Here is a 24,606-nt window from a genome sequence, read left to right on the forward strand (position 1 = left end):
TCGCTCCCCTCGCCTCCCTATGAGTCGAATACGCGCAAAATGTTGTACGCCGTATCGCGCTGGGCCGGTCTGTACCCGGCCGCCCGGATGAGGGCAATCATTTTTTCGCGGGACATTTCGTACGACGTCCCTGCCGCCTTGACCACGTTTTCTTCCAGCATAATACTGCCCAAATCATTAGCGCCGAAGGCCAGCGTCAACTGGCCGATTTCCTGGCCCTGCGTCACCCAGGAGCCTTGGATATGCCGGAAATTATCCAGGTACAGCCGAGCCACCGCCAGCGTGCGCAGATAATCCCAGGCCGATGTCTTTTCCCCGCCGAGAGCGGTGTTGCCTGGCTGATACGACCACATAATAAAGGCGCGGAAGCCACCCGTTTCCGCCTGGAGACGGCGCACCTTGTCAAAGTGCTCAATGCGCTGCTGGTAAGTTTCCCCCATACCGATAACCATGGTGGCTGTCGTGGCGAGGCCGGCCCGGTGCGCCTCCCGCATGACCATCAGCCAATCGTTGGCGCTGATTTTTTGCGGACTGACCCGCCGCCGCACGGCATCGACCAAAATTTCCGCCCCCCCGCCCGGCAGGGAATCCAGCCCGGCCGCCTTTAGCCGCCGGAGGACATCGGCTACCGGCAAGCCTGACTGCCGCGCCATATGCAGAACTTCCGCCGGCGAAAAAGAATGAATGGTAATATTGTAGTGTTTTTTAATTAACGTTAACAGGTTGGTATAATATTCGATGCCGAGCTCTGGATGCAGTCCGCCCTGCAGCATGATCTGCGTGCCGCCCGCATCCAGCGTTTCCCGTACTTTAACCAAAATGGCCTCATTGTCCAAAAGATAGGCCTGCGGGTGGCCGGCGCGGCGGTAGAAAGCGCAAAACCGGCATTCACTCTGACAGACATTGGTATAGTTAATATTGCGGTCAATGATAAAGGTAACGATGTTGCCCGGGTGCAGGCGCCGACGAACGCTGTCCGCCGCCCGTCCCAAGGCCAAAATGTCGCCGTGGGCCAGAAGTTCCAGGCCTTCCGCCGGCGTCAAAGGAGCGCTCACAGTATTACCTCCGCAAATCGAAGTTCGGGAATGCGGGCAATCAGCCCCAAATCATAGGCCAGGCCATAATAGGTAAGCAGGGCCTGCCGGTGACGTTCGGTAAATCCATAATTTAAAAGGTTTATGTATTCGTAAATTTGTTCGGCCGTAAAGGGTGTCCGGCCGGCCATCATCCTGGCCGCCAGGCGCAAGTGCGCCAAACCGTATGCGAAACCGCCGGTCACTGTCCGGTGGATCTGCTGCAATGCCGCGGGACGTTTGGCCGCAAAATCAGCGTTAACCACCCACAGGGCGTAGACCATCCCCTGTCCCGTCAGTTTGCGCCATTCGTCCCCCAGGTCATAGTACCAGTAGTCAGGATGGCGGTGGTGAAAAGCTTCCAGGGCGTCGTCGCCAATAAACAGCACCGCTTCGGCTTGCTGGAGCACCCCTTCGGCCAACGTCAGCGGGCTGATAAAATAGCGCGGCGCAATATGGTAGGCTTTAGCCAGGATAATTTTCAGCATCCGGTGAGAGGTAGCTGATTTGGCCGTAAGCGCCACCGCCTGCCCGTCCAGCGCGCTGATTGGCCGCTTGGCGACAAGCAAGATGCTTTGCAGCGCCCCCTCGGCGCTGATGGACACATCGGGGAGGATACGCAGCTCGTCCGGCTGCTGGGCATAAACAATCGACGATACCGGACTGGCGTCCAGTTCGCCGGCGACGACCATACCGTTGAGCCGGGCGGGCATATCCCGGACAATGGTAAAACCCTGGCCATAGCCGCCGATATCAAAAGCATAGGTTAGCGGCAGACAATTAATAAAGTGAATATGCCCCAAGCGCGGCTCTCTCATGCTGCCCCCCCGTCGTATACGGCCAGCGGCCGGTAGAACGTATCCCGCTCCACTGCCACATAACCAGTCTCACGCACCAGGCGAATGATGGCGTTTTTGGTAATACCGGCGGCAGTTTTCGCCCCGGCGGCATGGATGATTTTTTCTTCCACGACCGTGCCGTCCAAATCATCTACCCCGAAAGCCAGCGCCAGTTGGGCCACCGGCATGGTGAGCATCATCCAGAACCCTTTAATATGGTCGAAATTGTCAAGGACGAGTCGCGCGAGCGCAATCATTTTCAGATCTTCCCAGGCTGAAACCCGCCTCAAGTGCGACAGGCCGGTGTTTTCCGGATGAAAAGGAAATAGAGCAAACCCCTGAAAGCCGCCGGTCTCGTCCTGGATTTCCCGCAGGGTAAAAAGATGACGCAGGCGCTGCTCTACGGTCTCAATATGGCCGTAAAGCATGGTGGCGTTGGTGGGAATCCCCAGACGGTGAGCGGTCTTGATTACTTCGATCCATTCAGCCGTGGTCGCCTTATTGGGACAAATCACGCGCCGCACCTCATCATCAAGAATTTCCGCGCCACCGCCAGGCAGTGAATCCAGCCCGGCCTGTTTGAGCTGAGTCAGCACCTCACGCACTGTCGTTTGCGCTTGTTTCGCGAAATGGACAATTTCCGCCGCCGTAAAGGCTTTGATATGGACGTGGGGTAACAGCCCTTTCACCATCCGGACAATATCCAAATAATAACTAAAGGGCTTGTCCGGATGCAGGGCGCTGACGATGTGAATTTCCGTCAGGTTCGGCGAAGCGGTGGCCGCCTGCCGCACCAATGCTTCCACCTCGTCTTTTTCCATGATGTACGCCTGTTCATGGTTGGCGCCGCGACCGAACGCACAGAGCGGACAGCGGGCAACGCAAATATTGGTCAAATTTATATGGCGATTGACGTTAAAATAAACATAACGGCCGGATTTGCGCTCCTTAACTGTCCGGGCAAGCTGGCCCAATAAAAGGAGGTCGTCCTGCCGGTATAAGGCCAAAGCCTCATTAAAGTTCAGGCGGTCGCCGCGCAGGACCTTCTCCTTAGCGGCCGCAATAAGTTCTTCCATAATGCCGCACCTCGGATTTGGCTTGTGTGTAGTTATCAGCATAATCCTGCCGAATTATGCGATTTATTGTACTTCGCGCTTGGCTGTTTATTTCCTGCCCGAAAAAAGCAAAGCCTGCCAAAGCAGGCTGCACATGCGTTAGTGCCGCTGAATTCCTTTTTCACTGTATTTGCTCAGAAGCTCACTTACGGTCACGATTTGATAGCCTTCGGCCTTAATTTTTTCTAGCAGGATGGGCAGCGCCTCGGCGGTCTGTACGGGCGTATCAGATGCGTGCATCAGTATAATCGCCCCTGGCTTTAACCGCTTCATAACCCGCTCGATAATTACATCCCGGCCGGGATTTTTCCAATCCAGCGAGTCCACGTTCCAGATAATGGTCTTATAGCCTAGTTCGTCCGTAACCTTGAGCGACCGCTGGCTATAGTGCCCATTCGGCGGACGGATCAGGGTCGGGTCAACCCCTGTTACTTCCTTAATTAGCGCATGGGCTTTTAGAATGTCTTCTTTTACCCATTCGGGCGTCATATCGCCGTAATTTTCGTGACGGTAACCGTGACTTGCGATTTCATGGCCGTCGGCCACCATCTGGCGGGCAACTTCGGGATACTTTTTCGCCCATGGTCCCATAATGAAAAAGGTCACTTTCACGTTATGACGCTTTAACGTGTCCAGAATGGACGGCGTGAATTTATTACCCCACGAATGGTCGAAAGTCAACGCGACAACTTTATGATCGGTATTGGTACCGGCAATGGCTATGGGGCCGCCAGCGATAACATTGGCGACCTGAACGTAGAGGGTACTAATGGCGAAAATGCCGATAATTCCAAAAAACAAGTGCCGGTGCCCCATAAGCCGCCGCAAGTTAACAATCATGCTTTCTCCCTCCTCCCGCTACAGTGATATGTATGCGGCAAGGAGGCGAAATATGACGATAAGAGTTTAGTCCGTTTTCTCCGTCCAGCGAATGTAGGGATAACGCTTGAGCGCGGCCATAATCAGCCGGTCCGAAACCGTGTAGGCCAGCCGCAGGGTGGCGACAACCGTGGCCGCCGTAATCCACCACAGATATTCACTCTGCCGGATTTCCCGGGGAATAACAAGCCCGGCCGCCAAAACAACGACAATAAAGGCGGCTGTCAGCGGAATGGCGGTCTGAATGACACTAAAACCAAGCCGCGAATATAATCGTGTGGTGAACGGTTCGCAATAACGGGTCACTACTGCCATAACGGCGGCCATTCTTGCTTCCACCCAGGCCGCTTCGTGGCCGGCGGCTACGATCGAGCCGCCGACAGGCGGGTAGTTTTTAAAGGCTATGGCCAGCGCGCCTTTCTCTAGCGCTTCAAAGGTAATAGTCAGTGAGTCTACCCGCGGCAGCGAGCGGAGCAGACTAACAAGTTCGTCCCAGTCCGTTACCGTTTGCTGGGACCGCTGCCAGTGCTTGCCCAGCAAATCACCGCCGGTACCGACAACCGCCTCCCACTTAAGACCTTCTTCAGCGTGAAAAACCGCCCACACCTCACGCAGCATGATTTCACTGAGCCGACAGGCCGGCAGCCGCCCCTGCCGGGTAACTTTATACTCCACGGTTTTACCCCCTGCATACAAACATTGCCGGCATTATCCAGAAACCAACTCCATTATATCGGCTTTTCGGGCACGAAAAAAGAGGCAACCTTCCGGTTGCCTCTTGACTGCGACCTAAAATCTTACATCATGCCGCCCATGCCGCCCATGCCGGCTGCAGGATTCGCCGGATTTTCCTTTTCCGGCTTGTCGGCAACCAGGCACTCAGTGGTAAGCACCATGGCCGCGATGCTGGCAGCATTTTGGAGAGCGGAACGGGTAACTTTCGCCGGGTCGACGATACCGGCTTTAATCATGTCGACATATTCTTCGGTCAAGGCGTTGAAACCAATACCCTTGCCGGCTTTCTTAACATTTTGAACCACAACGGAGCCTTCCAGGCCAGCGTTGTTGGCGATTTGACGAACCGGTTCCTCGATGGCGCGCTTGACGATTTCGACACCGGTCTTTTCGTCGCCCGTAGCTTGGATGTTGTCCAGGACATGCTGAATGTCGATGAAGGTAGTGCCGCCGCCGGGAACAATACCTTCTTCCACCGCTGCGCGGGTTGCGTTGAGAGCGTCTTCGATGCGATGCTTTTTCTCTTTGAGCTCTACTTCGGTAGCAGCGCCAACATGGATAACGGCTACGCCGCCGGCCAGTTTGGCAAGACGCTCTTGCAGCTTTTCACGGTCAAAGTCAGAAGTGGTTTCTTCGATTTGAGCCTTGATCTGGTTGACACGCTTTTTGATTTCTTCGGCAGAACCATGACCGTCAACGATCGTGGTTTCTTCTTTGGATACGCGAACCTGACGAGCGCGGCCAAGGTCGCTAAGCTGCACGCTGTCCAGCTTGCGGCCCAGCTCTTCGCTGATGACGGTACCGCCGGTAAGGATAGCGATGTCTTCGAGCATGGCTTTGCGGCGATCACCGAAGCCGGGAGCTTTAACGGCAACAGCCCGGAAGGTGCCGCGCAGTTTGTTGACAACGAGCGTAGCCAGCGCTTCGCCTTCAACATCTTCGGCAATGATGAGCAGTTCTTTGCCAGACTGAACCACTTTTTCGAGAGTGGGCAGCAGGTCGGCAACAGCGCCGATCTTCCGGTCAGTGATGAGGATGTACGGATCGTTCAGGACGGCTTCCATCTTGTCAGCGTCGGTAATCATGTACGGAGAGATGTAGCCACGGTCGAACTGCATGCCTTCCACAACTTCGAGGTCGGTGCCCATGGTTTTGGACTCTTCAACAGTGATGACACCGTCTTTGCCCACTTTTTCCATGGCTTCGGCAATGAGCTTGCCGATTTCTTCGTCAGCAGCCGAAATCGAAGCAACTTGAGCAATGGCTTCTTTGCTTTCCACTTTTACAGCGGTCTTCTTAATTTCCTCAACCAGGGCGTTAACGGCCTTTTCGATGCCCTTCTTGAGGATCATCGGATTGGCGCCGGCAGCCACGTTGCGCATGCCTTCACGAATCATCGCTTGCGCCAGCAGCGTAGCGGTAGTAGTGCCGTCACCGGCTACGTCGTTGGTCTTGGTGGCAACTTCTTTCACCAGTTGGGCGCCCATGTTTTCAAAGGGATCTTCCAGTTCAATGTCACGGGCAATCGTCACACCGTCATTAGTGATCGTCGGGGCGCCGAATTTTTTATCAAGAACAACGTTGCGGCCTTTGGGTCCGAGCGTCACTTTCACGGCGTTAGCCAGAGCGTTTACGCCTTTCTCAAGCGCACGACGTGCTTCTTCGTCAAACAGCATTTGCTTTGCCATATATATACCTCCCGTGAAAAATTATTTTTTAGATTATTGTACGATGGCCAGAATATCTCTTTCGCTCAGAATGAGGTACTCTTCACCGTCGATTTTAACTTCCGTACCGGCGTATTTGGAGAAGATAACTTTATCGCCCTCTTTAACGTCCAGCGGAACGCGCGTACCGTTTTCCAGCATTTTGCCGGTACCAACGGCGATAACTTTGCCTTCTTGGGGCTTCTCCTTCGCGGTGTCGGGCAGCAGAATGCCGCTCTTGGTTTTTTCTTCCCTTTCCAGTGCCTTAATGACTACTCTGTCGCCTAACGGCTTAATCATGTAAATACCCTCCTTTATGTAGTATTATTTTTTTGACCCTGTATTGTTAGCACTCACTAAGCGCGAGTGCTAATTCCATAAATTATGATATATAAAACCTCTGGAAAAATCAAGAGTTCCAAAGGTAAAAACCGTTATTTTTCCAAAAAAATTTTGTTTCAGGATACTTTTTGCCTCTGGTAGTTTTTCCATATCTGCCTAATTTATACAAAAAACTGCCGCTATACCAGGGCAGTTTAGCGTTTGCGCGTGGCCGCTTCCACGATGGCTTGGGCCACTTCGCGAATAGACTTGCGTTTACTCATGCTGTATTGCTGAATCCGGCGGTACGCCTCGCTTTCGGTCAGATTGTAAGCGTCCATGAGAATACCCTTAGCCCGGTCAAGAACCTTTCGTGTCTCGAGCGAGTTTTTAACCTCTTCCAGCTCCCGTTCCAGTTCCATAAATTCTTGAAACCGGGATAGGGCAATCTCTATCGCCGGAAATAAATTGGCTTCCTTTATCGGCTTGACTAAGTAGGCAAGAACGCCTGATTCTTTGGCTTTTTCGACAATTTCTTTCTGGCTGTAGGCGGTAAGAAGCAGCACCGGCGCAAGTTTTTCGTTGGAAATAATTTTGGCCGCCGAAATACCGTCCATTTCCGGCATCTTGATGTCCATAATTACCAGGTCGGGACGGTGTTTGCGCACAAGTTCCACGGCTTTCAGGCCATCGGCCGCCTCCCCGACGACAGTGTGCCCGGCTTCTTCGAGCAATTCCCGCAAATCCATGCGAATAATGGATTCATTGTCGGCAATGACAATGCGCAAGGGTTGCATCATAATCCTTCCTCCCTCATCCTGGGTATCGTAATCCGGGCATGGGTCCCGTTATTGGAAAATAATTGAAAGGTGCCGCCGAGGTCGGTCTCCACCAGGGTGCGGACAATCTGCAGGCCCAGACTGCCGGTAGTTTGCACATTAAACCCGGGCGGAAGACCAATACCGTTATCATATATTTCAATTTGATAGCTGTCATCCCGGGCCGCGATGTCCACGCCGATTAGCCCCTCACGCCGCCCGACAAACCCATGCTCCAGGGCATTTTGAATGAGTTCGTTAATGACTAAGGCCAAACTGGTAGCCTGCTCTGATGCCAGTACAACCTGTTGGGCATTGAAAACGGTCTGGATATTAAAATCAGGCTCCAGCATATTTTGAATGACCAGATCCAGAATATTCTTAGTCACTTCCGCAATGTCAATAACTTCCGTGTCCTGCTGGGACAGAAACTCATGGACCACGGAAATACTCAAAATGCGATTTACACTTTCGCGCAAAGCAGCCTTGACGGCGGCCGAAGGTGTACGCCGCGCCTGCAGCCGGAGCAGGCTGGCAATAGTCTGCAGATTATTCTTTACTCTGTGGTGGATTTCTTGAATAACGGCCGATTTAATAAGCAGTTCTTTTTCTTTTTTCTTTAGTTCGGTAACATCGGCAACAATGACGATGATGCGGACAACCTCGCCGCCATGTATGATAGGAATAGCCCGTTGCACGATAACCATATTGCTGATTTCAAGTTCCGTTTCGCGAAGTTGGCCGGTGGCCGCTGCCTGTTGGGCGACACGGAGATTAACGAGCCGGTCGTAAATACGCCGGCCGATTAGCCGTCCTACGCCTAATACCTTATATATGCTGCCAGCGGCGGCATTGGCGAAAATAATTCGGCCACGCTCATCGGCAATGATAATGCCGTCACGCGCTGACAAGGGGCGGTAGCCGTCGCTGGCGACCGGGGTCGGCGTAGCCGTAAGCAAGAGGTAGGCTGTCTCGATTAAGGCGCTGGTGGTTCCCGCCGCCGTCTCCTCGGCACTGCTTTCAAAACTTACCGCCGCAATTATCTTGCCAGCATCGTCGCGCAGGGGAAAAGTCCGCATATCCAACACGTCCGCGCCCAACGCCCATTCCCGCTCGCCGGAAATACTCTCGCCGGAAGTAAGCGTGCGCCAGACAAGCGGTTCTTCCACCGCCGGCACGGTCGCCCCCAGCAGGTTGGGTTTGTACCGGATCAGGCAGGTATTAGGCTTGGCCTGGGCCACAATCACCAGATAATTGGCATCGCGGGCCCAGGTATAGACCGTTACCTGGGCGTAAGCCAGGTCGCTGGCCAAGCCAAGGACGCTGCCAGCCTGTTCCAGGACGGCAATTTGGTCAGCATTCAAGACGGTTATCTTGCGGCAGATTTCACTGACCATTCCCATAACACCTTATTACCCCCAGCGAATTTATAAATTTAAATTTATTCAGCATGACTAGCTAAAATTCCTGCCGTCCCAGTTTGCTGTTTTCACGGTTTCTTTCCAGGGGTTATCCCCTAGTTATCCACATTATCCACATTGATATCCACAGTTTTTCCTTCAGCTTTTTTCGCTTTTGGGTAAAGTTATCAACATTGTCCACATTTGTGGGGCGAGTACTTTTCCACAGTTTTCATTGTCCTAATTTCAATGCCGGCACGGCATTAAGATGTAAATCGGCATAACGGCCGGCGATATGCTTATAATAGGCGCGGCAGGCAATCATCGCCGCATTGTCGGTGCACAGAATCGGCGGCGGAAAAAAAAGCCTTAGGCCGTCGGCGGCGGCCCGCCGGCCCAGTTCGGCCTGTAGCCGGCTGTTGGCGGCTACCCCCCCGGCCAAAACAATAACGCCGGTGCTGCAGCTTTCGGCCGCGCGGAGCGTCTTCTCCACCAACACCTCTACCACGGCCGCCTGAAAACTGGCGGCCACATCGGCGGCGTTCACCGCCAAACCGCGCTGTTTGGCACTGTTAAGATAATTAAGCACTGCCGATTTAAGGCCGCTAAAGCTAAACTCAAAATTGTCGCCGGTTAGGGCGCGGGGAAAGGCAATGGCCGACGGGTCGCCCTGGGCCGCCAGGCGGTCGATATGCGGGCCGCCTGGATAGGGCAAGCCCATCACCCGCGCCACTTTGTCAAAGGCTTCTCCGGCCGCGTCGTCACGGGTCTGCCCGAGTAGCGCAAAGTCATTATAGTCCCGGACATGCACAAGCGAGGTATGGCCACCGGACACGATCAGCGCTACAAATGGCGGCTGGAGGTCAGGATGGGCCAAAAAATTGGCGAAAATATGGCCTTCCAGATGATTAACGCCAACCAGCGGTATGTCCAGCGCGAAGGCCAACGCTTTAGCGGCAGCCACGCCGACCAGCAGCGCGCCGACCAGGCCGGGGCCGTAGGTGACGCCCACTACGTTTATATCTCCCAGCGTCGCGCCGGCGGCGGTTAACGCTTCATGTACCACAGGCATTACGGTTTCGATATGTTTACGCGATGCTATTTCCGGTACTACGCCGCCATATTTCTGGTGCAGCGGCACCTGCGAAGAGATGATGTTGGAAAGAATAACGCGTCCGTCGGCCACGACCGCCGCGGAGGTTTCATCACAGCTCGTTTCCAAAGCCAAGGTCAATACTGCCAAGATAACCCACTCCGTTTGTGCTATTAATTTTTCAGATGTCAGCCAGATGAAAATTGAAAAAAACGGGGCGGCTGCCGCCCCCCTGTTTGTTTTGTCACACTTAACACCTTGCCAGCATATGGTATAAGGCAAAACAATCACCCGTCGGCCACGCAAGTGGCCTGATTTTTTTATTTTTTCAAAGGCCTTCTTTCCACATGATTAAGGCGTCTTCCTTAGTATCGCTATAATACTGCTTGCGGATGCCGCGCGGCGTAAACCCCAGCCGCCGGTACAGGCGCTGTGCACCTTCATTGGAGACGCGCACCTCAAGCGTCATACTTAAGGCCCCCCGCTTTTTCGCATCAGCCATCAAAGCAGTTAGCAATTGTTCACCCAGGCCCTGGCCGCGATAGGCAGGCAAAACGGCAACATTAGTGACATGCGCTTCATCCAAAATAATCCACATCCCGGCATAGCCGACCACGGTGCCGTCCGCTTCGCCTACCAGATAGTAGGCTAAGTCATTATCCACAACTTCGGCCGTAAACGCCGCCCGTGACCATGGCATGGTAAAAGAAGCCTGCTCGACTTTTAGTACGGCATCAATATCGTCGGCTGTCATTGGCCGGATGACCCACTGTCGTCCGCTCATCCACAGACTCCGTGACGGCGCTCCCACAGCTCTTCCGCTTCGGAGCGCCTAATATAATAAGGTTCAAGCTTCATGACGTCATGCCGTACCCCTTGCCGCAGCATTTCTTGCGCCAACAGCGCCACACTGCCGGCCCGCGTGATGACGATATGCGGGGGAACAATTACCAGACTGCCGCCGATTGCTTCTGCCTTATCGCGGTATTGCTGGGCTCCTTCGCCAAGGAGTACCACCGGTTCGGACCGCGTTGCCAGTTCCGCCAGGCATTCTTCGGCTGCTATCACCCGCGCCGGCGTTATTTCTTTAAGTCCGCCCTGTTCCCAGCGATACAGCGCATTGTACATATTCCCTTTTTGCGCGTCTAACAGCGGTGACAGCAGAAGGCCCGGCAGCGGACAGCAGTAGGCCAAAGCCGCCAGGGTGGGCACGCCGACCAGCGGCACATTCCAGGCGTAAGCGAGCGCTTTCGCCGTGGCCAGACCAATGCGCAGCCCGGTGAACGATCCTGGTCCGATGCTGACGGCCACAGCCTTGATTTGGTCCTTTGTCAAGTCGCTCATGCGCAGAAGTTCGGCGATATGGGGCATCAGCCGCTCGGAATGCGTCTTGCGGGTCTGGAGCGTTAGCTCGGCTAGCAGGCGGTCAGCGGTTGCCAAGGCCACGCTAGACACTAGGGTCGCAGTATCTAAAGCCAGTACCGGCACGCTCTTTCAACTCCTCGCTCATTTGTAAATAGCGCGTCCCCTGCGGTATCATGGTGATTATTCGTTCGGTAGGCCATTCGCCGACGGTAAAACGAATATCCAGGTACTCTGCGGGAAGCGCCGCCGGAAATTTATCGGCCCATTCGATAAGCGCCACGCCATCACCGCCCAGATACTCTTCAAACCCGATATCAGCCAGCGCCGCGGTATTTTCAAGACGGTACAGGTCAAAATGATAAACCGGTATGCGAGCCGCATAGACATTCATAATCGTAAAGGTCGGACTGGTGACGTCGGTGGCATCAGCGCCCAATCCGGCGACAACACCTTGTACGAATAACGTCTTACCGGCCCCAAGGTCGCCGGACAGACAAACAACATCGCCCGGCGCCAGCAGCTCTGCCAGTTTTCCGCCTAACGCTTCCGTCGCGTCCGGCGTACAAGTTTTATATACTAACATTTTGCGTCCTCCCTAACGGAAATGGTTGTACCCCCGTGGCGCCAGTTCCTGCTCGGTGCCATCGTCCATTACCAGTTTTACGCTGCCAGCCGCTTCGGTAACCTCACCAATAACGGTCAGCGGTACGCCAAAGTCGATTACTGACAAAGCCTGGAATTTTTCCCGGCCTATCGTAAAAACTAACTGGTAGTCTTCACCCCCATACAGGGCATAATCCAAAGGATCCTTCCCCAGCATGGCCGCCGCCTGTTTAAGTTCAGGGGCTAGCGGTACCCGCGCGGCATCAATGCGCAGACCGACCTTGCTAGCCTTGGCAATTTCGTGCGCCTCACTGGCCAACCCGTCGCTGATATCGTCCATACTGGTCGCGCCATGGAGCCCCAGCAATGGGCCGGCTTTGACCTGCGGGCGGGGGGTGAGATGGGCTGTTACGAGCGGCCAGGCAAAATCGTACTCAGCCCAATTGTCAAGGCCAAGCAAGTCGAGACCGGCGGCGGAACTGCCGAGCACGCCGGTTACGGCTACTATGTCGCCGACTCGCGCTCCGGAGCGACGGACAAGCTGGGCAGGCTCCACTTCCCCCATGACCGCGACATTAATAATCAGGCCATGCGGGCTTGCTACCGTATCACCGCCGACGATGTTGACACGAAACTCACGGCAGATTTCCTTCATGCCCTGGTAAAGGTTGACAACAAACTCTACCGGTGTTTGCCGGGGCAGAGCCAGGGAAATAACGGCATGGCGCGGCACGCCGCCCATGGCCGCGATATCGCTCAGGTTAACGGCGATAGCTTTATAGCCGAGCTGCCAAGCCGTTGTATACCCCAAATCGAAATGTATTCCTTCTACCAGCATATCGGCGGTTACAAGCTGCAGTTGGCGGGGCGTGGGCAGCAGCACGGCAGCGTCGTCACCAATGCCGACCACGACTGTTCCCGGATCCTGAATAGCGTCGGTCTGAATTAAATCTATCAAGCCAAACTCGCCAATTTCTTTTAAATCCATAAGCACCACCACAAATCCGCTTTTGACTACCTTTTCGGGCTGCATACAAGTATTTCCTGCATTGCTATTATGCCACAGGGCAAAAAAAAGTTGTATCGCTGAAAGGATTTATCATCAGACTGGCAAAAACCAAATTGGCAGCCCTTTCCGCGCTGCCGAAATTGTAAAAGAAGGTGCTATTATGCGACCAACGCATGTTCAAGTCGACCTGGGAGCAATTCGTCATAACATAACGCAAATCAGGCGGCGGCTTAAACCCTCTACCAACTTGACAGCCGTGGTGAAAGCCAACGCGTATGGACACGGCGCCATTCCTGTCAGTCGGGCGGCCCTCGCCGCCGGCGCCGACAGCCTGGCCGTCGCTCTGCCAGAGGAAGGAGTCCAGCTCCGAGATGCCGGCTTCACCGTGCCTATTCTGGTCCTTGGTCTTACTTTGCCCGAACAGGCCTCCTTGCTGGTAGAATATGACCTCACAGCCACGGTATGCACGGAGGACGGCCTAAAGGCGCTGGCGCACGCCGCACGGCGCACAGCCAAACGGGCCCGCGTTATGGTTAAAGCCGATACCGGTATGGGGCGTATCGGTCTGACGCCTGACAAGCTGCTCCCCTTTCTCACCACCGCGGCTGCCATGCCCGAGATTGAACTTCGTGGCCTATTCACGCACCTGGCAACGGCCGATGCCGCGGATAAAAGCTACGCCCGCCGCCAGTTGGCCGCCTTTACCGCCATCCTTGACCAGGCCGCGGCCGCCGGTATTTCGCTGCCCTATATTTCCGCCGCCAACAGTGCCACCGTGATCGACATCGCCGACGGCCATTTCAATACCGTTAGACCCGGCATCGCTATTTACGGTCTGCCGCCATCACCCGAAATGCACCAATCGCTCGACCTCCGGCCGGCCATGGCATTCAAAACCCGCATTGTCTATATCAAAGAAGTACCGGCCGGCTTCGCCGTCAGCTATGGCTGCACATATATAACGCCCCAAGCCACCTATCTCGCCACGCTTCCGGTTGGTTACGCCGACGGCTACAGCCGCGACCTCTCCAATAAAGCCAGTGTCCTCATCGGTGGCAAACGCCGCCCTGTCGTGGGGCGTATCTGTATGGATCAGACCATTGTCGATTTAGGACCTGTCTGCGACGCGGCTGTCGGCGACGAAGCCGTCCTGTTCGGTCGTCAGGGCGACGCCGAAATTACCGTCACCGAACTGGCTGAATTAGCAGGAACGATTAACTACGAACTGGTCTGCGGCATAAGCGGCCGTGTCCCCCGTCTGTATGTAAATGACGGTGACGAAAGGTAGAACGCCAGGATGACACAAAAACAAGACCAACCCTGCCTGAGGTTGGTCTTTCTTTGCTCAAGGTTTTTTAATAATCTTCTCCGACCGGCTGAGCGGGTGACTCACGTCCATATGTCCGCTAAGCGTTTCCACCTTCTGCCCTTCGACTAAAATTTGCACTTTCTGGATTTCTGGAAACTCGGTCAGTGTGTTGACAATGGCGCCTACGGTCAACAGTTCGGTAGCCGATCCGCCCGCATTGTTCTTGATTAGCTTGTCATTAAAATCCACGTAAGCGATATGATCTTTGACCGTAAGACTACGGACCTTTGTCCCCGGCGGCAGCACGCGCACCAAATCCCGCGACTTCGGATCGGCGAGCAACAGTTCCGCCGCCGTTTGCGCCGGATGGTTGTTTTTGGGGACCACATGAACCTCAGGGACAAGGTACATAGCATCTTTTGTGGCGTGATATACGGTGAGCCGCATCGTCTCCTGCGCCGGCGGCGCGGGCGCTTCCGTCGCATCACTCGTTTTGGGCGGTTGATAAGGCGGCTGAACCGTGGCCGGTGTACTGGTAGCGCAGCCAATAGCAAGCAGGGCGAGGAGAAGCAGGATCAGGAAGAAAGGCACCGCTTTGCGGGACATCACCGCTCACCTCCTAATTTCGCCGCCTGTGCGAAAAACCGGTCCAACCCTTGGACAATTCCCTGGGCCATTTTTTGCTGAAACTGCGGCGTATTGAGCAGCTTTTCCTCTTCCGGGTTGCTGATGAAAGCCAGTTCCACTAACGTTGCCGGCATGACAGTACGTTTGATGACATAGAAATTGGCGGGATTGGCTCCGCGGTCGTACAAGCCCCCTGCCTGTAGCAGCGCACTCTGCAGGTTCTGGGCAAGCAGCATATCATAAGGCGTTTTTTGATAATAATAAGTCGAGGTGCCTCCGGCGGCGCTGTTGGTAAACGAATTGATATGGATGCTGATGAAAACGTCGGCTTTCCTATTGTTGGCAATGCTTGTCCGCGCCTTAAGTTCTTCAACGGCCGTAGCATTCGGTCCAAACACGTCGCGATCGTCCTGCCGGGTCATTATCACTTTGGCGCCGGCTTTTTCCAGCAAGGCCTGCACCTGCTTGGCCACCGCAAGAGTGATTACTTTTTCCTGCGACTTGCCCAAACCGATGGCCCCGGGGTCACTGCCGCCATGGCCGGGATCGATGGCGATAACTTTGTTTTTCAGACCAGGACGAAACTTATAGGTTACAGGTGGAACCTTTTTATTCACATCAACTACTACGCGGAAAGGCCGGTTAAACTTAGGATCGCTGGGAAGGGTAAACACCCGATAATCGCCGTCTTCCAGCATTAAGGGCACGTCAACGATTAACCGGCTGGAATCAAGGCCTGTGGCGACCAGTTCAGCCCCATCGGCAATTTTGCCGCCAAAAGACAGCGCGTCCTTAACTTTGCCGGGTACGGCGCCTTTAATGTTCACTACCAGCCGTGGCGTCGGCGCAGCTGCGGTCTCTGCCTCAACGCGCACCGGGCCGGACACATCCAATACCAGGCGGAGCTTGCTTTGGCCGGTAAGGGCATCTTCATGGGTCGCCCAGCGAATATTGGTGATTTCCTGCTTCAAGGGAAGTTCCTGTTTTACTGCCGCCGGCTCCGGCCTAACGACAGGAATTTGGGCGGCCGGTTTCGGCTCAGGCGTGACAGTCACCCCATTAGGGCCGGCAAATGCCGGCGGCGTTAGCAGCAACAAACAAAGGGACACGGCCAGAATAGTCCGGCGCAAAGACAACACCTCCAAGTAGCGACACCTTAAGAATAAATTCGCGCTAGTAAAACAAAATCCTGCAGGACTTTCGTCGGAAATGTTGTCTTTTGACTGACCAGTCGATCTTTTTCCATAAACAGGTGCTCGCACCGGCCAGACGGTAACAGGCATAAAAAAACCGGGAATACCCTCGTTTCCCGGTTTCTTACTCTTAGCCAAGCAAGCGCCGCAGTAAGTTTTCCGCCTCTTCCCGGGCCGTACGGGTGGCATCGCCGTCCACGGCCAGCGCCATGGTGAGGATATCGCCTTCCCTAACGCCCGACGGCAGCAGCCGGCGCGGCCATAGCGCCTGCACCTCCTCATCGCCGATTAAGAGTACCGCCTTGTCACCTTCAAAGCGGTCAATCACCACCTTAAGCTGCATGTCATCCTTTCTCCTTGCTAATAGTATAGCCTTTACCGTCGGTTGTCACCGTTACCGTACCGTCTTTGTCCGTGCGGTAAATTTTGAGTTTGCGCTCATTATATTTTTTTAACGTGCTGGGATGGGGATGATGGTAGTCATTGTTGGCTCCGACCGAAATAATGACCGCCTCTGGCGCCACCGCCGCCAGGAAGGCAGGAGTGGACGAACTGCTGCTGCCGTGATGAGCGCTTTTAAGAACGGTACTCTTCAGTTCAGCGCTGCCACTTTTCAACATGCGCTCCTCCGCTTCTTTTTCGGCATCGCCGGTTAGCAGCATGGAAAAATTCCCATAAACCAGTTTGACAACAATGGAGTTATTGTTTAAGTCGGATTCGGTACCTTGAATATATGGTTTTTCCGGCGCCAAGACCTTGAGTAGCGCGCCGCCGCCAATGTCAACCATCTGGCCGGCTGTCAGCACGCTAAACGGAATATTCTTTTTCTGGACTGTCTGCAGGTACTGGCGGTACAGGCCGGTCGTAGTAGTCTGGCCGCTGTCGTAAATCTGTTTAACCGGAAAGTTGTCGAAAATGGCCGCTGCGCCCCCGAGATGATCGGCATGGGGGTGGGTAATAATCAGTTTGTCCAGGGCGGCAATCCCTTCTTTTTTTATGTACTTAACCAATTGATCGCGGGCCGGAACATCACCGGTGTCAATAAGCACCGTCTGGTCGCCGGTACGGATGAGAATAGCGTCACCCTGCCCCACATCAAGCACCTTGACTGTGACCGTTCCCGGCGCCGGCAGGCCAGGCGCCTTTTGCGGCTCAACCGCCGTTTTGCCCTGGCCGCCACACCCGGCTGCCATCAGCAAAAATACGGCCAGACAGACCGCGATTAGCCTGCGCCATCGTGATATTTTAGCCATATGTTTCCTCCTCGCATAGGCAAATTAAAAATAGGCAGTCTCCCGCCTATTTAAGCTTATAGCTGAACCAACCCCAAGCTAATGCGGATTGCTTCATCCACTTTGGCCATAATGTCTTCGCTGAGATGCGTAACTTTTTCCTTCAACCGTCGCTTGTCAATCGTGCGTAACTGTTCCAGCAGGACAACGCTATCTTTATCAAGGCTAAATTGTTTGGCGCTAATTTCTACATGCGTGGGCAGTTTGGCCTTAGAAATCTGGGAAGTAATGGCCGCTACAATGACGGTCGGACTATATTTATTGCCAACATCATTCTGGATGATTAGCACCGGACGGTGTCCACCCTGCTCGGAACCTACTACCGGGCTGAGATTAGCATAGTAAATATCCCCACGCTTTACAATCATGAACTATTCACGCTCCGTCAGCAAGGTGGGCATCAAATCATAGGCTTCAGCGTCGGCGACTAATCCTTCTTCGGCTAGCGCCAGATTGATTATGGCCATCTCCTGATATCCCTTCTTCATCATATCGCGTACCGTCTTGCGTTTTCGTTCCTCGATGTACAAGCGCATAGCTTCCCGAACAAATTGGCTGCGGCTTAACTTCTCCATGGCGATGATGCCGTCTACTTCCTGGAGAAGGCTGTTCGGGATACTAATCATGATACGCTTTAAGTCGGCCACACACTCACCCCCGCCGTACCACAGTCTTGATATAGTTTCATTATATAAGCAGTTATATACTAGTGTCAACTTTTTTATATATTTTTATATATAAAATATGCCCTTCGCTCATCAATTATGCACCGCCATAGATAGTTATAACAGAAAGGTTCCGCCTTGACAAGCTTCTCATTCTTCCAGCAAGCCGGCATACGCCGCCGGCAGCGCCTGAGCCACATCGCCGGCCGCCATACCGACCTGACCGGCGTGCGCGGCAATATCGCCGGCAAGGCCGTGGAGATATACACCGGCGACAGCGGCGTCATGGCTGGACAATCCTTGGGCGATGAGGGCGGCAATCACTCCGGTCAGCACATCGCCGGTGCCACCGGTTGCCATACCGGCATTGCCACTTGTATTGATATATACTTCCCCATCCGGAAAAGCCACCACCGTCGGCGCCCCCTTGAGTACCACAATCGCCCCCCAATTATGCGCCGCCTGACGCGCCACACCAAGACGGTCCTGGTTGACCTGGGCGGGCGTAAGGCCGAGGAGCCGCCCCATCTCGCCGGGATGGGGCGTCAGTACGGCCAGGGCTGCGGTGTCCCGTAAAACATCGGTGTGACCGACGAGGGCATTCAACCCGTCTGCATCGATGACTAGCGGCTTTTCGCAGTTTCTGACCACTTCCCGCACCGCCGCCATTGTTTCTTCCGCCCGTCCCAGGCCGGGACCAATGGCCAACACATCACAGCGGGCCGCCAGCTCGTCAATGTAGGGCACCGCCTTCAGGCCGATAGCGCCGCCGATAATTTCCGGCAGCGGCCGTGTTATAATCTCGGTTAGTTTCATTTGCATGAGATTTAGCAGGCTCGCGGCAACGCCCAGTGTTACCAGGCCGGCGCCGGCGCGAAGCGCACCCGTCGCCGCCAGAGCCGCCGCACCGGTATAGGCCTCTGATCCGGCCACAATGGCTACATGGCCGTTCACTCCTTTATGCGCCGCCGGATGCCGGCGCGGGATAAGCTGCTTCGCTTTGCGGACCGTGATGGCGTTTTGGCGGATAATCTCGGCACAAAGCAGCGCCGCGGGAATAGTAATGTCGGCTACCACTAGCCGGCCGGTGTATTCCGCCCCTGGGTAAAGCAGCAGCCCCGGTTTGGGCAGCCCAAAGGTAACGGTATAGTCCGCCCTGACTGCCGTACCGCCGACTTGGCCGGTATCGGCGTGAACGCCGGAAGGAATGTCGGCCGCCACAACCGGTTTTCCGGCGCTGTTAATGATCTCGACGGCTCGAGCCATATTGCCTTGGATACCGCCGCTAAACCCCGTCCCCAACATGGCGTCAATAATACAGTCGGCAAAAGTTGCCGCCACCCGCGCCATGTCCCAATCACGGTCGCCGGCCAGCGGCAGCACGTCAATCCCCATTTTCTTTACGATATTCAGATTGACCTGAGCATCGCCGGCCGTATCATTTTCGTCAAATACCAAAAAAACCTTTACTTTGGCCCCCAAATTGGCAAGATGGCGGGCGGCGACAAAACCGTCACCGCCATTATTGCCTTTGCCGGCAAAAACACATATTTTCTTGTTGGCTGCATCGGTGAGAATGGACGCCACCTGCCGGGCGAGGGCGGCCCCTGCGTTTTCCATGAGAACAAGTCCCGGTATCCCGAAATATTCAATGGCCGCTTTGTCAATCCCCCGCATTTCGGCCGCGGTTGCTATTTTCATTTACTTTCGCCTCCCCACAAAACGACCTGCGCCGCCGCATAATGGCGGGCATGGGTCAAAGAAATATAAATGCGTTCAACCCCCTGCGCGGCGGCGGCCTGCGCAAAGCTGCCCATGAGCCGTACCTGGGGCTGTCCTTTCGCATCGGGCAAAATCTCGATTTCCTGCCAGCGCCCGCCGGACAGACCGGTTCCCAGCGCCTTAAGCAGTGCCTCCTTACCGGCAAACCGGGCGCCATAAGAAGCAGCCCGCTGCCGTCCCCGCTCTTCACAGTAGGCCTGCTCGCCGGGTGTAAAAATTCGCCGCACGAAGGCATCGCTCTCAATAGCGGCCGCAATCCGTTCGATTTCCACGATGTCTATGCCGATACCGATAATCACCAAACCACCCCGTTAAATGCCATACATTTTTTCTATTCCCGTATCACAAGTTACTAATTGTAAGATATGTAGTTTGGGCAAAATCTTTCCTGCCTGCTTTAGGCCCTGCAAGTTTTAAGGATACCTTCTTCTCACAGAAGTTGTTCTCTATTCCGCAAATTGTATTCGGTTTTACCTGGCATATACCTCTTGCCGACACAAAAATTCTTTATTCATGGTCACGTTTTACTCACGCTCAGAGCGTCGCTCCCCTTGTCGCCGCACTCAAGCGACCCCGTTAGCCGTTCATTGTAGCCCTTCCTACTTTCGCCCGCTAATCCAACATTGATGACGAAAGGCTTATGCCGCAAAATGCATAAGCCTTTCAAGCTTAACCGAGCTGAGAGACGATAACGCCGAGAGCGATGGAGTTGAGTTTGGTTTGCGGGCTGTCCGCCCGGGAAGTGAGAATGACAGGCGCTTTGGCGCCGGCAATAATACCGCCGATTTGAGCCTTGGCAAAATATACGACCGATTTATACAGGGCATTGCCTGTTTCAATATTAGGAGCCAATAGAATGTCGGCCATTCCCGCCACCGGGCTGGTGATGCCCTTATGCCGGGCCGCCTCGGGCGATACAGCGTTATCCAGTGCCAAAGGCCCATCAATCAGGCAGCCTTTGAGCTGACCCCGGTCGGCCATTTTGGCCAGGATTGCCGCGTCCAATGTGGCTGGCATGTCAGGATTGGCCACTTCGACCGCGGCCAAAGGTGCCACCTTGGGCTGCTTTATCCCGAGCGCTTTCGCAACAATCACGGCATTTTGCACGATTTGCGCCTTCTGGCTAACATCGGGCGCAATATTCATAGCCGCATCGGTGAGGAGCATTAAACGGTCGTAACCGTCAATCTCCATAACCGCCACATGCGACAGCACCCGGCCGGTACGCAGTCCTATCTCTTTATCCAGCACGGCCCGCAGAATGTCGGCCGTGCTGATGAGGCCTTTCATGACCAGCTGGGCCTGGCCCGAACTGACAAGCGCCACGGCCTGCCTGGCCGCGGCCTTGGCATCCGGCTCATGGACAATGTCAAACCCGCCAAGCTCAATCCCCGCCCTGCCGGCGGCCGCTTTGATTTTGTCCCGGTCGCCTACTAAAGCGGCCTGGGCCAGTCCATGCCGATAAGCATCGGCCAGCGCCAAGAGCACATCTTCATCTTCGGCGACAGCAACGGCAATCCGGGATGGACGCCCCCGCTGCGCTGCCTGCAGAACATCGCGAAAAGAACGCATCATGGAAAACTCCTCCTTTATAGCACGTCAAGCATCATTATGGCACAGAATGCCGAAGGCTGTAAATATTTGACGCACACCTTTGCGGCACATTTACTTTTATTATGGATTGTCCAGTCTTTTTTCAAACCCAACTGCGTGAAAGGGAAAAGCCGCCGGGATGGGCGGCTTTTTTATACTTTATTCAATTCGGACAACAGTTCTTCCAAGTCAATCCCGTGAATTCCCGCGGCCTTTTCGACGCTTTCCCCGCTCGCCGACGGGCAACCGAGGCAACCCATGCCATGAGCGCGAAAAACAGCAATGGTCCGGGGATTGTTGCGGATAATTTGGCCAATAATGCTGTCTTTGGTTATTTTGCCTGGCTGAACAGGCGCCGGTTTCTTTTCGCTTGCTGCAACCTGGCTAGCAGCTGGCTCGGCTTTTACCTCTTTCGCCCCTTGGAATAGGGCCAGTACGTCAGCGCGGAATTTTTCAAAGCCGATCCGGTCAATCATTTGGCCAAGCCGTTCAATATCGGCGTTTTTCTTATAGTAATCAATCACGATTTCCACTAATTTTAGCACTTCGTCGTAAGTAAGATTTTCCGCCAATTTATCGGCCAGACGCGGTTCGCGCCCGCAGGAGCCGCCTACCACTACCGTCCAGCCCGTTTCGGTGGCGAACACGCCGATGTCTTTGATATGCACTTCCGAGCAGGAGTTGGGACAGCCGGCTACCCCAATTTTCAACCGCGAAGGCATCTCCTGTTTATGATAGCGCCGGTCCAATTCCATCCCCAGTTTAATTGAATCATCTAGGCCCCGCTTGCAAAACGCGCTGCCGGGGCACATTTTAACGCTGCGCACACAGTTAGCAAAAGACAGCGCCGGATTGACGCCCAGTTCTTCCCAAACCTTGTCGACATCTTCCGCTTTCAGGCCGATGATCATCATGCGCTGGGCCGACGTCATTTTGAGTGTAGCTCCGTATTTCTCCGCAATGTCGGCGTATTTGCGGAGCTGCGCCGGTTTGATAAAGCCCCCGGGCACACTGGGGGTAATCGCATAGGTCCGCCGGCCTTCGCGGATTTTTTGGAGATTAGCTGCTTTCGGCATCATACTCATCACCTCAACTTATCATCTAGCTTAATTGTACGATAAGCGGCCGGCAGCAGCTGTGACTTACGTCACCCTGCCAATGTGATACTCCTCACGCTAAGGAAACCAATCCGACTTGGTTTCCGGGCTTGAAATTCGTCTTTCCTGCCAACGTAGAAGCTGGCGTTTTTGAGGCAAAATTTGCCGTTCCTGCTGCCATGTCCGACGGGGCCAAGCGACTAGCCAGCTTCTAATGCAAATCCGAAACCAGTAAAAATAAATAAAAAAGCTCCCAGACCCGGGAGCTCTCTTGCTTATAGCGTGTTTTTATTTTTCACAGGCAAAGGGCCAGGCGATAATGCCGCCCTCCATGACTTTCACCTTGTCAAAGCCTTCGCCCTCCAGGATGAGGGCCGCTTCATAGCCCCGCAAACTGATTTTGCAGAAAGCAATGATTTCTTTGTCTTTGTCCAGCTCGCTTAATCGCTTGCGCAGTTGACCCAGCGGGATGTAGCGGATATCCTTGCAATTGGCCAGCCGGATTTGCTTGCACTCCTCGGGCGACCGGACATCGAGAAAAATAATATCCTCGCAGTTGAGTTTGTCCTTGGCTTCCAGGGGAGAAATGCCTTTCAGCTTGCCGGCCAGTTTATTCATAACCGCATTGGCGGCCACCGCCACATTATCGATGGGACTACTGTAGGGCGGCGCGTAACCCAGGTCAATATCAAAGAGGTCGTCGACAGTACCGCCTAAGGTGATAGCCGTGGCAATCACATCGATACGTTTGGCTATCTCAGCCTCGCCAAAGGCCTGAGCGCCTAAAACCCGGCGCGTATTGGCGTCGACAATAATCTTAAGGCTCATAAGCTTGGCGCCCGGCATATAATGCGGCCGGTCATGACCACCGATTAGGGCGGTCACATATTCATAACCAAGTTCTTTCGCATCTCGCTCGGTCAGCCCAACTTTGCCTACGTTAAGATCCATGACTTTAACGACGACCGTATTGAGAACTCCGCGGAATTTAGCCTTGGCCCCGCAGAGGTTTTCGCCAATCACCCGGCCGTGCTTGTTGGCGGTTGAACCCATGGGTGCATAAACCTTGCGGCCGGTAATGATATTGGTGTTTTCAACACAGTCGCCGCCGGCATAAATATCCGGGTCGCTGGTCTGCATATATTCGTTAACGGCAATAGCACCGGTAACGCCAAGTTCCAGACCTGCGTCCCTTGCCAGCTCTACATTCGGTCGCACCCCGATGGCGAGGATGACTAGATCGGCGGGCAAAACGCGCTTGTCGGTAACGACCTCTTGTACGCTGCCGTCGCCGCTAAAACGCTCCACTTTCTCGCCCGTATAAATATGGATGCCTTTTTCCTGGGCGTATTTTTCCACCGCGCCGGCAATTTCCGGGTCAAGGAAGGCGGGAAATACTTGCTCTTTCATTTCTACTACCGCAACATCGACTTCCCACATTTTGAGCGCTTCGGCCATTTCCATGCCTACCAAACCAGCGCCGATGATTACCGCCCGGCTGAATTTGCCGCGCTCCAAACCTTCCCGCACCGCTTTGGCATCATTGGGATGCCACATCTGGAAGATGTTGGCCAACTCAATGCCCGGCAGCGGCGGCTTTACCGGCGAAGCACCGGTGGCGATAACCAGTTTGTCATACGGTAATTCCGTTTCCTCGCCCGACTCCAGATTTTTTACCGTTACCGTCTTGCGGTCACGATTAATCTTGGTCGCCAACGTCTTAGTTTTGACCTCAATATCTTTGACATTTTTAAAAAAGGCGGGATTGCGCACCGCGCCGGCAGGAGTCATCATCAACTGCTCAATATTATCCACATCGCCCGCCACATAATAAGGCATACCGCAGGCGCCGTAAGAAATGAGCTCACCTTTTTCCACTACCGTGATGTGGGCTTTCGGGTCGCAGCGCCGCGCTTTCGCCGCCGCTTTCAGACCAGCGGCCACACCGCCGATCACAACGATTTTTTTCATGTGCTATCCTTCCTTCACTCCCCCCTACCCCCATGGGGGGTTATTCCTATATTAATTCTATAGTACTAAAATGAACAAAGTCAACTGTCTTTACCAGCTTTTGTTATATTTTTCTCATTAT

Annotated in this window: 26 protein-coding genes; 1 reads left to right on the forward strand and 25 read right to left on the reverse strand. The window is 54.4% G+C overall.

All coding sequences use genetic code 11. The annotated features are described in order from the left end of the window. Positions 1 to 17: 17 nt before the first annotated feature. The 14 genes from mqnC to thiL form a co-directional block, all read right to left on the reverse strand. The gene (mqnC, locus tag BLQ99_RS11820; protein ID WP_171904669.1) at positions 18 to 1,055 is read right to left on the reverse strand and encodes a cyclic dehypoxanthinyl futalosine synthase; all 1,038 of its coding nucleotides are present in this window, start codon (positions 1,053 to 1,055) and stop codon (positions 18 to 20) included. Beyond that, entirely contained in the window at positions 1,052 to 1,891 is an 840-nt protein-coding gene (locus BLQ99_RS11825) for a menaquinone biosynthetic enzyme MqnA/MqnD family protein (protein ID WP_093691252.1), read from the reverse strand. The genes mqnC and BLQ99_RS11825 overlap by 4 nt, the downstream gene beginning before the upstream one ends. Next, positions 1,888 to 2,988: an aminofutalosine synthase MqnE gene (gene mqnE / locus BLQ99_RS11830; RefSeq protein ID WP_093691254.1), complete on the reverse strand. Its 1,101-nt coding sequence runs from the start codon at positions 2,986 to 2,988 to the stop codon at positions 1,888 to 1,890. The genes BLQ99_RS11825 and mqnE overlap by 4 nt, the downstream gene beginning before the upstream one ends. 138 nt (positions 2,989 to 3,126) lie before the next feature. Further along, positions 3,127 to 3,867: a polysaccharide deacetylase family sporulation protein PdaB gene (gene pdaB, locus BLQ99_RS11835; protein ID WP_093691256.1), complete on the reverse strand. Its 741-nt coding sequence runs from the start codon at positions 3,865 to 3,867 to the stop codon at positions 3,127 to 3,129. 66 nt (positions 3,868 to 3,933) lie between these two features. Then, positions 3,934 to 4,581 (reverse strand): hypothetical protein, encoded by a 648-nt coding sequence (locus BLQ99_RS11840; protein ID WP_093691258.1) that lies wholly within the window; start codon positions 4,579 to 4,581, stop codon positions 3,934 to 3,936. 122 nt (positions 4,582 to 4,703) lie between these two features. After that, the gene (gene groL / locus BLQ99_RS11845; protein WP_093691260.1) at positions 4,704 to 6,329 is read right to left on the reverse strand and encodes a chaperonin GroEL; all 1,626 of its coding nucleotides are present in this window, start codon (positions 6,327 to 6,329) and stop codon (positions 4,704 to 4,706) included. Positions 6,330 to 6,362: 33 nt separating this feature from the next. Further along, positions 6,363 to 6,647, reverse strand: coding sequence for a co-chaperone GroES (groES, locus tag BLQ99_RS11850; protein WP_007290103.1), 285 nt, complete (start codon positions 6,645 to 6,647; stop codon positions 6,363 to 6,365). Positions 6,648 to 6,883: 236 nt separating this feature from the next. Further along, on the reverse strand, positions 6,884 to 7,465 hold the full coding sequence (locus BLQ99_RS11855; protein ID WP_093691306.1) for an ANTAR domain-containing response regulator: 582 nt from the start codon (positions 7,463 to 7,465) through the stop codon (positions 6,884 to 6,886). Continuing rightward, positions 7,465 to 8,883 carry a sensor histidine kinase gene (locus BLQ99_RS11860; protein ID WP_245690461.1) on the reverse strand — a complete coding sequence of 473 codons (1,419 nt, stop codon included), beginning with the start codon at positions 8,881 to 8,883 and terminating at the stop codon, positions 7,465 to 7,467. Before BLQ99_RS11860 ends, BLQ99_RS11855 begins: the two co-directional genes overlap by 1 nt. Before the next feature lie 235 nt (positions 8,884 to 9,118). Further along, positions 9,119 to 10,129 carry a tRNA (adenosine(37)-N6)-threonylcarbamoyltransferase complex transferase subunit TsaD gene (gene tsaD / locus BLQ99_RS11865; protein ID WP_171904670.1) on the reverse strand — a complete coding sequence of 337 codons (1,011 nt, stop codon included), beginning with the start codon at positions 10,127 to 10,129 and terminating at the stop codon, positions 9,119 to 9,121. A 178-nt stretch (positions 10,130 to 10,307) separates the two neighbouring features. Further along, positions 10,308 to 10,763, reverse strand: coding sequence for a ribosomal protein S18-alanine N-acetyltransferase (rimI, locus tag BLQ99_RS11870; RefSeq protein WP_093691264.1), 456 nt, complete (start codon positions 10,761 to 10,763; stop codon positions 10,308 to 10,310). Further along, positions 10,760 to 11,467 carry a tRNA (adenosine(37)-N6)-threonylcarbamoyltransferase complex dimerization subunit type 1 TsaB gene (gene tsaB, locus BLQ99_RS11875; RefSeq protein WP_093691266.1) on the reverse strand — a complete coding sequence of 236 codons (708 nt, stop codon included), beginning with the start codon at positions 11,465 to 11,467 and terminating at the stop codon, positions 10,760 to 10,762. Before tsaB ends, rimI begins: the two co-directional genes overlap by 4 nt. Beyond that, complete coding sequence (gene tsaE, locus BLQ99_RS11880) at positions 11,427 to 11,927, reverse strand: tRNA (adenosine(37)-N6)-threonylcarbamoyltransferase complex ATPase subunit type 1 TsaE (RefSeq protein WP_093691268.1); 501 nt, start codon at positions 11,925 to 11,927, stop codon at positions 11,427 to 11,429. The genes tsaB and tsaE overlap by 41 nt, the downstream gene beginning before the upstream one ends. 12 nt (positions 11,928 to 11,939) lie before the next feature. Next, entirely contained in the window at positions 11,940 to 12,980 is a 1,041-nt protein-coding gene (gene thiL, locus BLQ99_RS11885) for a thiamine-phosphate kinase (RefSeq protein WP_245690463.1), read from the reverse strand. A gap of 136 nt (positions 12,981 to 13,116) precedes the next feature. Between thiL and alr the strand changes: the two genes are divergently transcribed. After that, positions 13,117 to 14,244 carry an alanine racemase gene (alr, locus tag BLQ99_RS11890; RefSeq protein WP_093691312.1) on the forward strand — a complete coding sequence of 376 codons (1,128 nt, stop codon included), beginning with the start codon at positions 13,117 to 13,119 and terminating at the stop codon, positions 14,242 to 14,244. A 57-nt stretch (positions 14,245 to 14,301) separates the two neighbouring features. Here alr and BLQ99_RS11895 read toward each other — a convergent pair whose 3' ends face one another. From BLQ99_RS11895 to BLQ99_RS11945, 11 genes are all read right to left on the reverse strand, one after another. Then, a complete protein-coding gene (locus BLQ99_RS11895; RefSeq protein WP_093691270.1) occupies positions 14,302 to 14,871 on the reverse strand; it encodes a GerMN domain-containing protein in 570 nt (189 codons plus the stop codon). Next, complete coding sequence (locus tag BLQ99_RS11900; RefSeq protein WP_245690464.1) at positions 14,871 to 16,031, reverse strand: N-acetylmuramoyl-L-alanine amidase family protein; 1,161 nt, start codon at positions 16,029 to 16,031, stop codon at positions 14,871 to 14,873. Before BLQ99_RS11900 ends, BLQ99_RS11895 begins: the two co-directional genes overlap by 1 nt. Before the next feature lie 184 nt (positions 16,032 to 16,215). Next, positions 16,216 to 16,428: a DUF3006 domain-containing protein gene (locus BLQ99_RS11905; RefSeq protein ID WP_093691274.1), complete on the reverse strand. Its 213-nt coding sequence runs from the start codon at positions 16,426 to 16,428 to the stop codon at positions 16,216 to 16,218. A 1-nt stretch (position 16,429) separates the two neighbouring features. Beyond that, on the reverse strand, positions 16,430 to 17,338 hold the full coding sequence (locus BLQ99_RS11910) for a ComEC/Rec2 family competence protein (protein ID WP_093691276.1): 909 nt from the start codon (positions 17,336 to 17,338) through the stop codon (positions 16,430 to 16,432). 56 nt (positions 17,339 to 17,394) lie between these two features. Beyond that, complete coding sequence (locus BLQ99_RS11915; RefSeq protein WP_093691278.1) at positions 17,395 to 17,745, reverse strand: type II toxin-antitoxin system PemK/MazF family toxin; 351 nt, start codon at positions 17,743 to 17,745, stop codon at positions 17,395 to 17,397. A 3-nt stretch (positions 17,746 to 17,748) separates the two neighbouring features. Beyond that, positions 17,749 to 18,024 (reverse strand): CopG family ribbon-helix-helix protein, encoded by a 276-nt coding sequence (locus BLQ99_RS11920; RefSeq protein WP_007290089.1) that lies wholly within the window; start codon positions 18,022 to 18,024, stop codon positions 17,749 to 17,751. A 168-nt stretch (positions 18,025 to 18,192) separates the two neighbouring features. Then, positions 18,193 to 19,743, reverse strand: a complete 1,551-nt coding sequence (locus tag BLQ99_RS11925) for an NAD(P)H-hydrate dehydratase (RefSeq protein WP_093691280.1) — start codon at positions 19,741 to 19,743, stop codon at positions 18,193 to 18,195. After that, on the reverse strand, positions 19,740 to 20,123 hold the full coding sequence (locus tag BLQ99_RS11930; protein WP_093691282.1) for a holo-ACP synthase: 384 nt from the start codon (positions 20,121 to 20,123) through the stop codon (positions 19,740 to 19,742). Before BLQ99_RS11930 ends, BLQ99_RS11925 begins: the two co-directional genes overlap by 4 nt. Before the next feature lie 370 nt (positions 20,124 to 20,493). Beyond that, positions 20,494 to 21,399, reverse strand: a complete 906-nt coding sequence (gene ptb, locus BLQ99_RS11935) for a phosphate butyryltransferase (RefSeq protein ID WP_093691284.1) — start codon at positions 21,397 to 21,399, stop codon at positions 20,494 to 20,496. A 170-nt stretch (positions 21,400 to 21,569) separates the two neighbouring features. Beyond that, a complete protein-coding gene (locus BLQ99_RS11940) occupies positions 21,570 to 22,496 on the reverse strand; it encodes a DUF1858 domain-containing protein (RefSeq protein WP_093691286.1) in 927 nt (308 codons plus the stop codon). Positions 22,497 to 22,802: 306 nt separating this feature from the next. Then, positions 22,803 to 24,485 (reverse strand): FAD-dependent oxidoreductase, encoded by a 1,683-nt coding sequence (locus BLQ99_RS11945; RefSeq protein ID WP_093691288.1) that lies wholly within the window; start codon positions 24,483 to 24,485, stop codon positions 22,803 to 22,805. Positions 24,486 to 24,606: the final 121 nt, after the last annotated feature.

This window comes from Sporolituus thermophilus DSM 23256 (assembly GCF_900102435.1).
Taxonomy (GTDB): domain Bacteria; phylum Bacillota; class Negativicutes; order Sporomusales; family Thermosinaceae; genus Thermosinus; species Thermosinus thermophilus.

Bases quoted from the DNA above. Each gene is read 5' to 3' on its own strand.
- BLQ99_RS11825 (WP_093691252.1), bottom strand. From the start codon at position 1,891: ATGAGAGAGCCGCGCTTGGGGCATATTCACTTTATTAATTGTCTGCCG.
- mqnE (WP_093691254.1), bottom strand. From the start codon at position 2,988: ATGGAAGAACTTATTGCGGCCGCTAAGGAGAAGGTCCTGCGCGGCGAC.
- pdaB (WP_093691256.1), bottom strand. From the start codon at position 3,867: ATGATTGTTAACTTGCGGCGGCTTATGGGGCACCGGCACTTGTTTTTT.
- groL (WP_093691260.1), bottom strand. From the start codon at position 6,329: ATGGCAAAGCAAATGCTGTTTGACGAAGAAGCACGTCGTGCGCTTGAG.
- groES (WP_007290103.1), bottom strand. From the start codon at position 6,647: ATGATTAAGCCGTTAGGCGACAGAGTAGTCATTAAGGCACTGGAAAGG.
- BLQ99_RS11855 (WP_093691306.1), bottom strand. From the start codon at position 7,465: ATGCAACCCTTGCGCATTGTCATTGCCGACAATGAATCCATTATTCGC.
- BLQ99_RS11860 (WP_245690461.1), bottom strand. From the start codon at position 8,883: ATGGTCAGTGAAATCTGCCGCAAGATAACCGTCTTGAATGCTGACCAA.
- rimI (WP_093691264.1), bottom strand. From the start codon at position 10,763: ATGAGCGGACGACAGTGGGTCATCCGGCCAATGACAGCCGACGATATT.
- tsaE (WP_093691268.1), bottom strand. From the start codon at position 11,927: ATGTTAGTATATAAAACTTGTACGCCGGACGCGACGGAAGCGTTAGGC.
- thiL (WP_245690463.1), bottom strand. From the start codon at position 12,980: ATGCAGCCCGAAAAGGTAGTCAAAAGCGGATTTGTGGTGGTGCTTATG.
- alr (WP_093691312.1), top strand. From the start codon at position 13,117: ATGCGACCAACGCATGTTCAAGTCGACCTGGGAGCAATTCGTCATAAC.
- BLQ99_RS11895 (WP_093691270.1), bottom strand. From the start codon at position 14,871: ATGTCCCGCAAAGCGGTGCCTTTCTTCCTGATCCTGCTTCTCCTCGCC.
- BLQ99_RS11905 (WP_093691274.1), bottom strand. From the start codon at position 16,428: ATGCAGCTTAAGGTGGTGATTGACCGCTTTGAAGGTGACAAGGCGGTA.
- BLQ99_RS11910 (WP_093691276.1), bottom strand. From the start codon at position 17,338: ATGGCTAAAATATCACGATGGCGCAGGCTAATCGCGGTCTGTCTGGCC.
- BLQ99_RS11915 (WP_093691278.1), bottom strand. From the start codon at position 17,745: ATGATTGTAAAGCGTGGGGATATTTACTATGCTAATCTCAGCCCGGTA.
- BLQ99_RS11925 (WP_093691280.1), bottom strand. From the start codon at position 19,743: ATGAAAATAGCAACCGCGGCCGAAATGCGGGGGATTGACAAAGCGGCC.
- ptb (WP_093691284.1), bottom strand. From the start codon at position 21,399: ATGATGCGTTCTTTTCGCGATGTTCTGCAGGCAGCGCAGCGGGGGCGT.
- BLQ99_RS11940 (WP_093691286.1), bottom strand. From the start codon at position 22,496: ATGATGCCGAAAGCAGCTAATCTCCAAAAAATCCGCGAAGGCCGGCGG.
- BLQ99_RS11945 (WP_093691288.1), bottom strand. From the start codon at position 24,485: ATGAAAAAAATCGTTGTGATCGGCGGTGTGGCCGCTGGTCTGAAAGCG.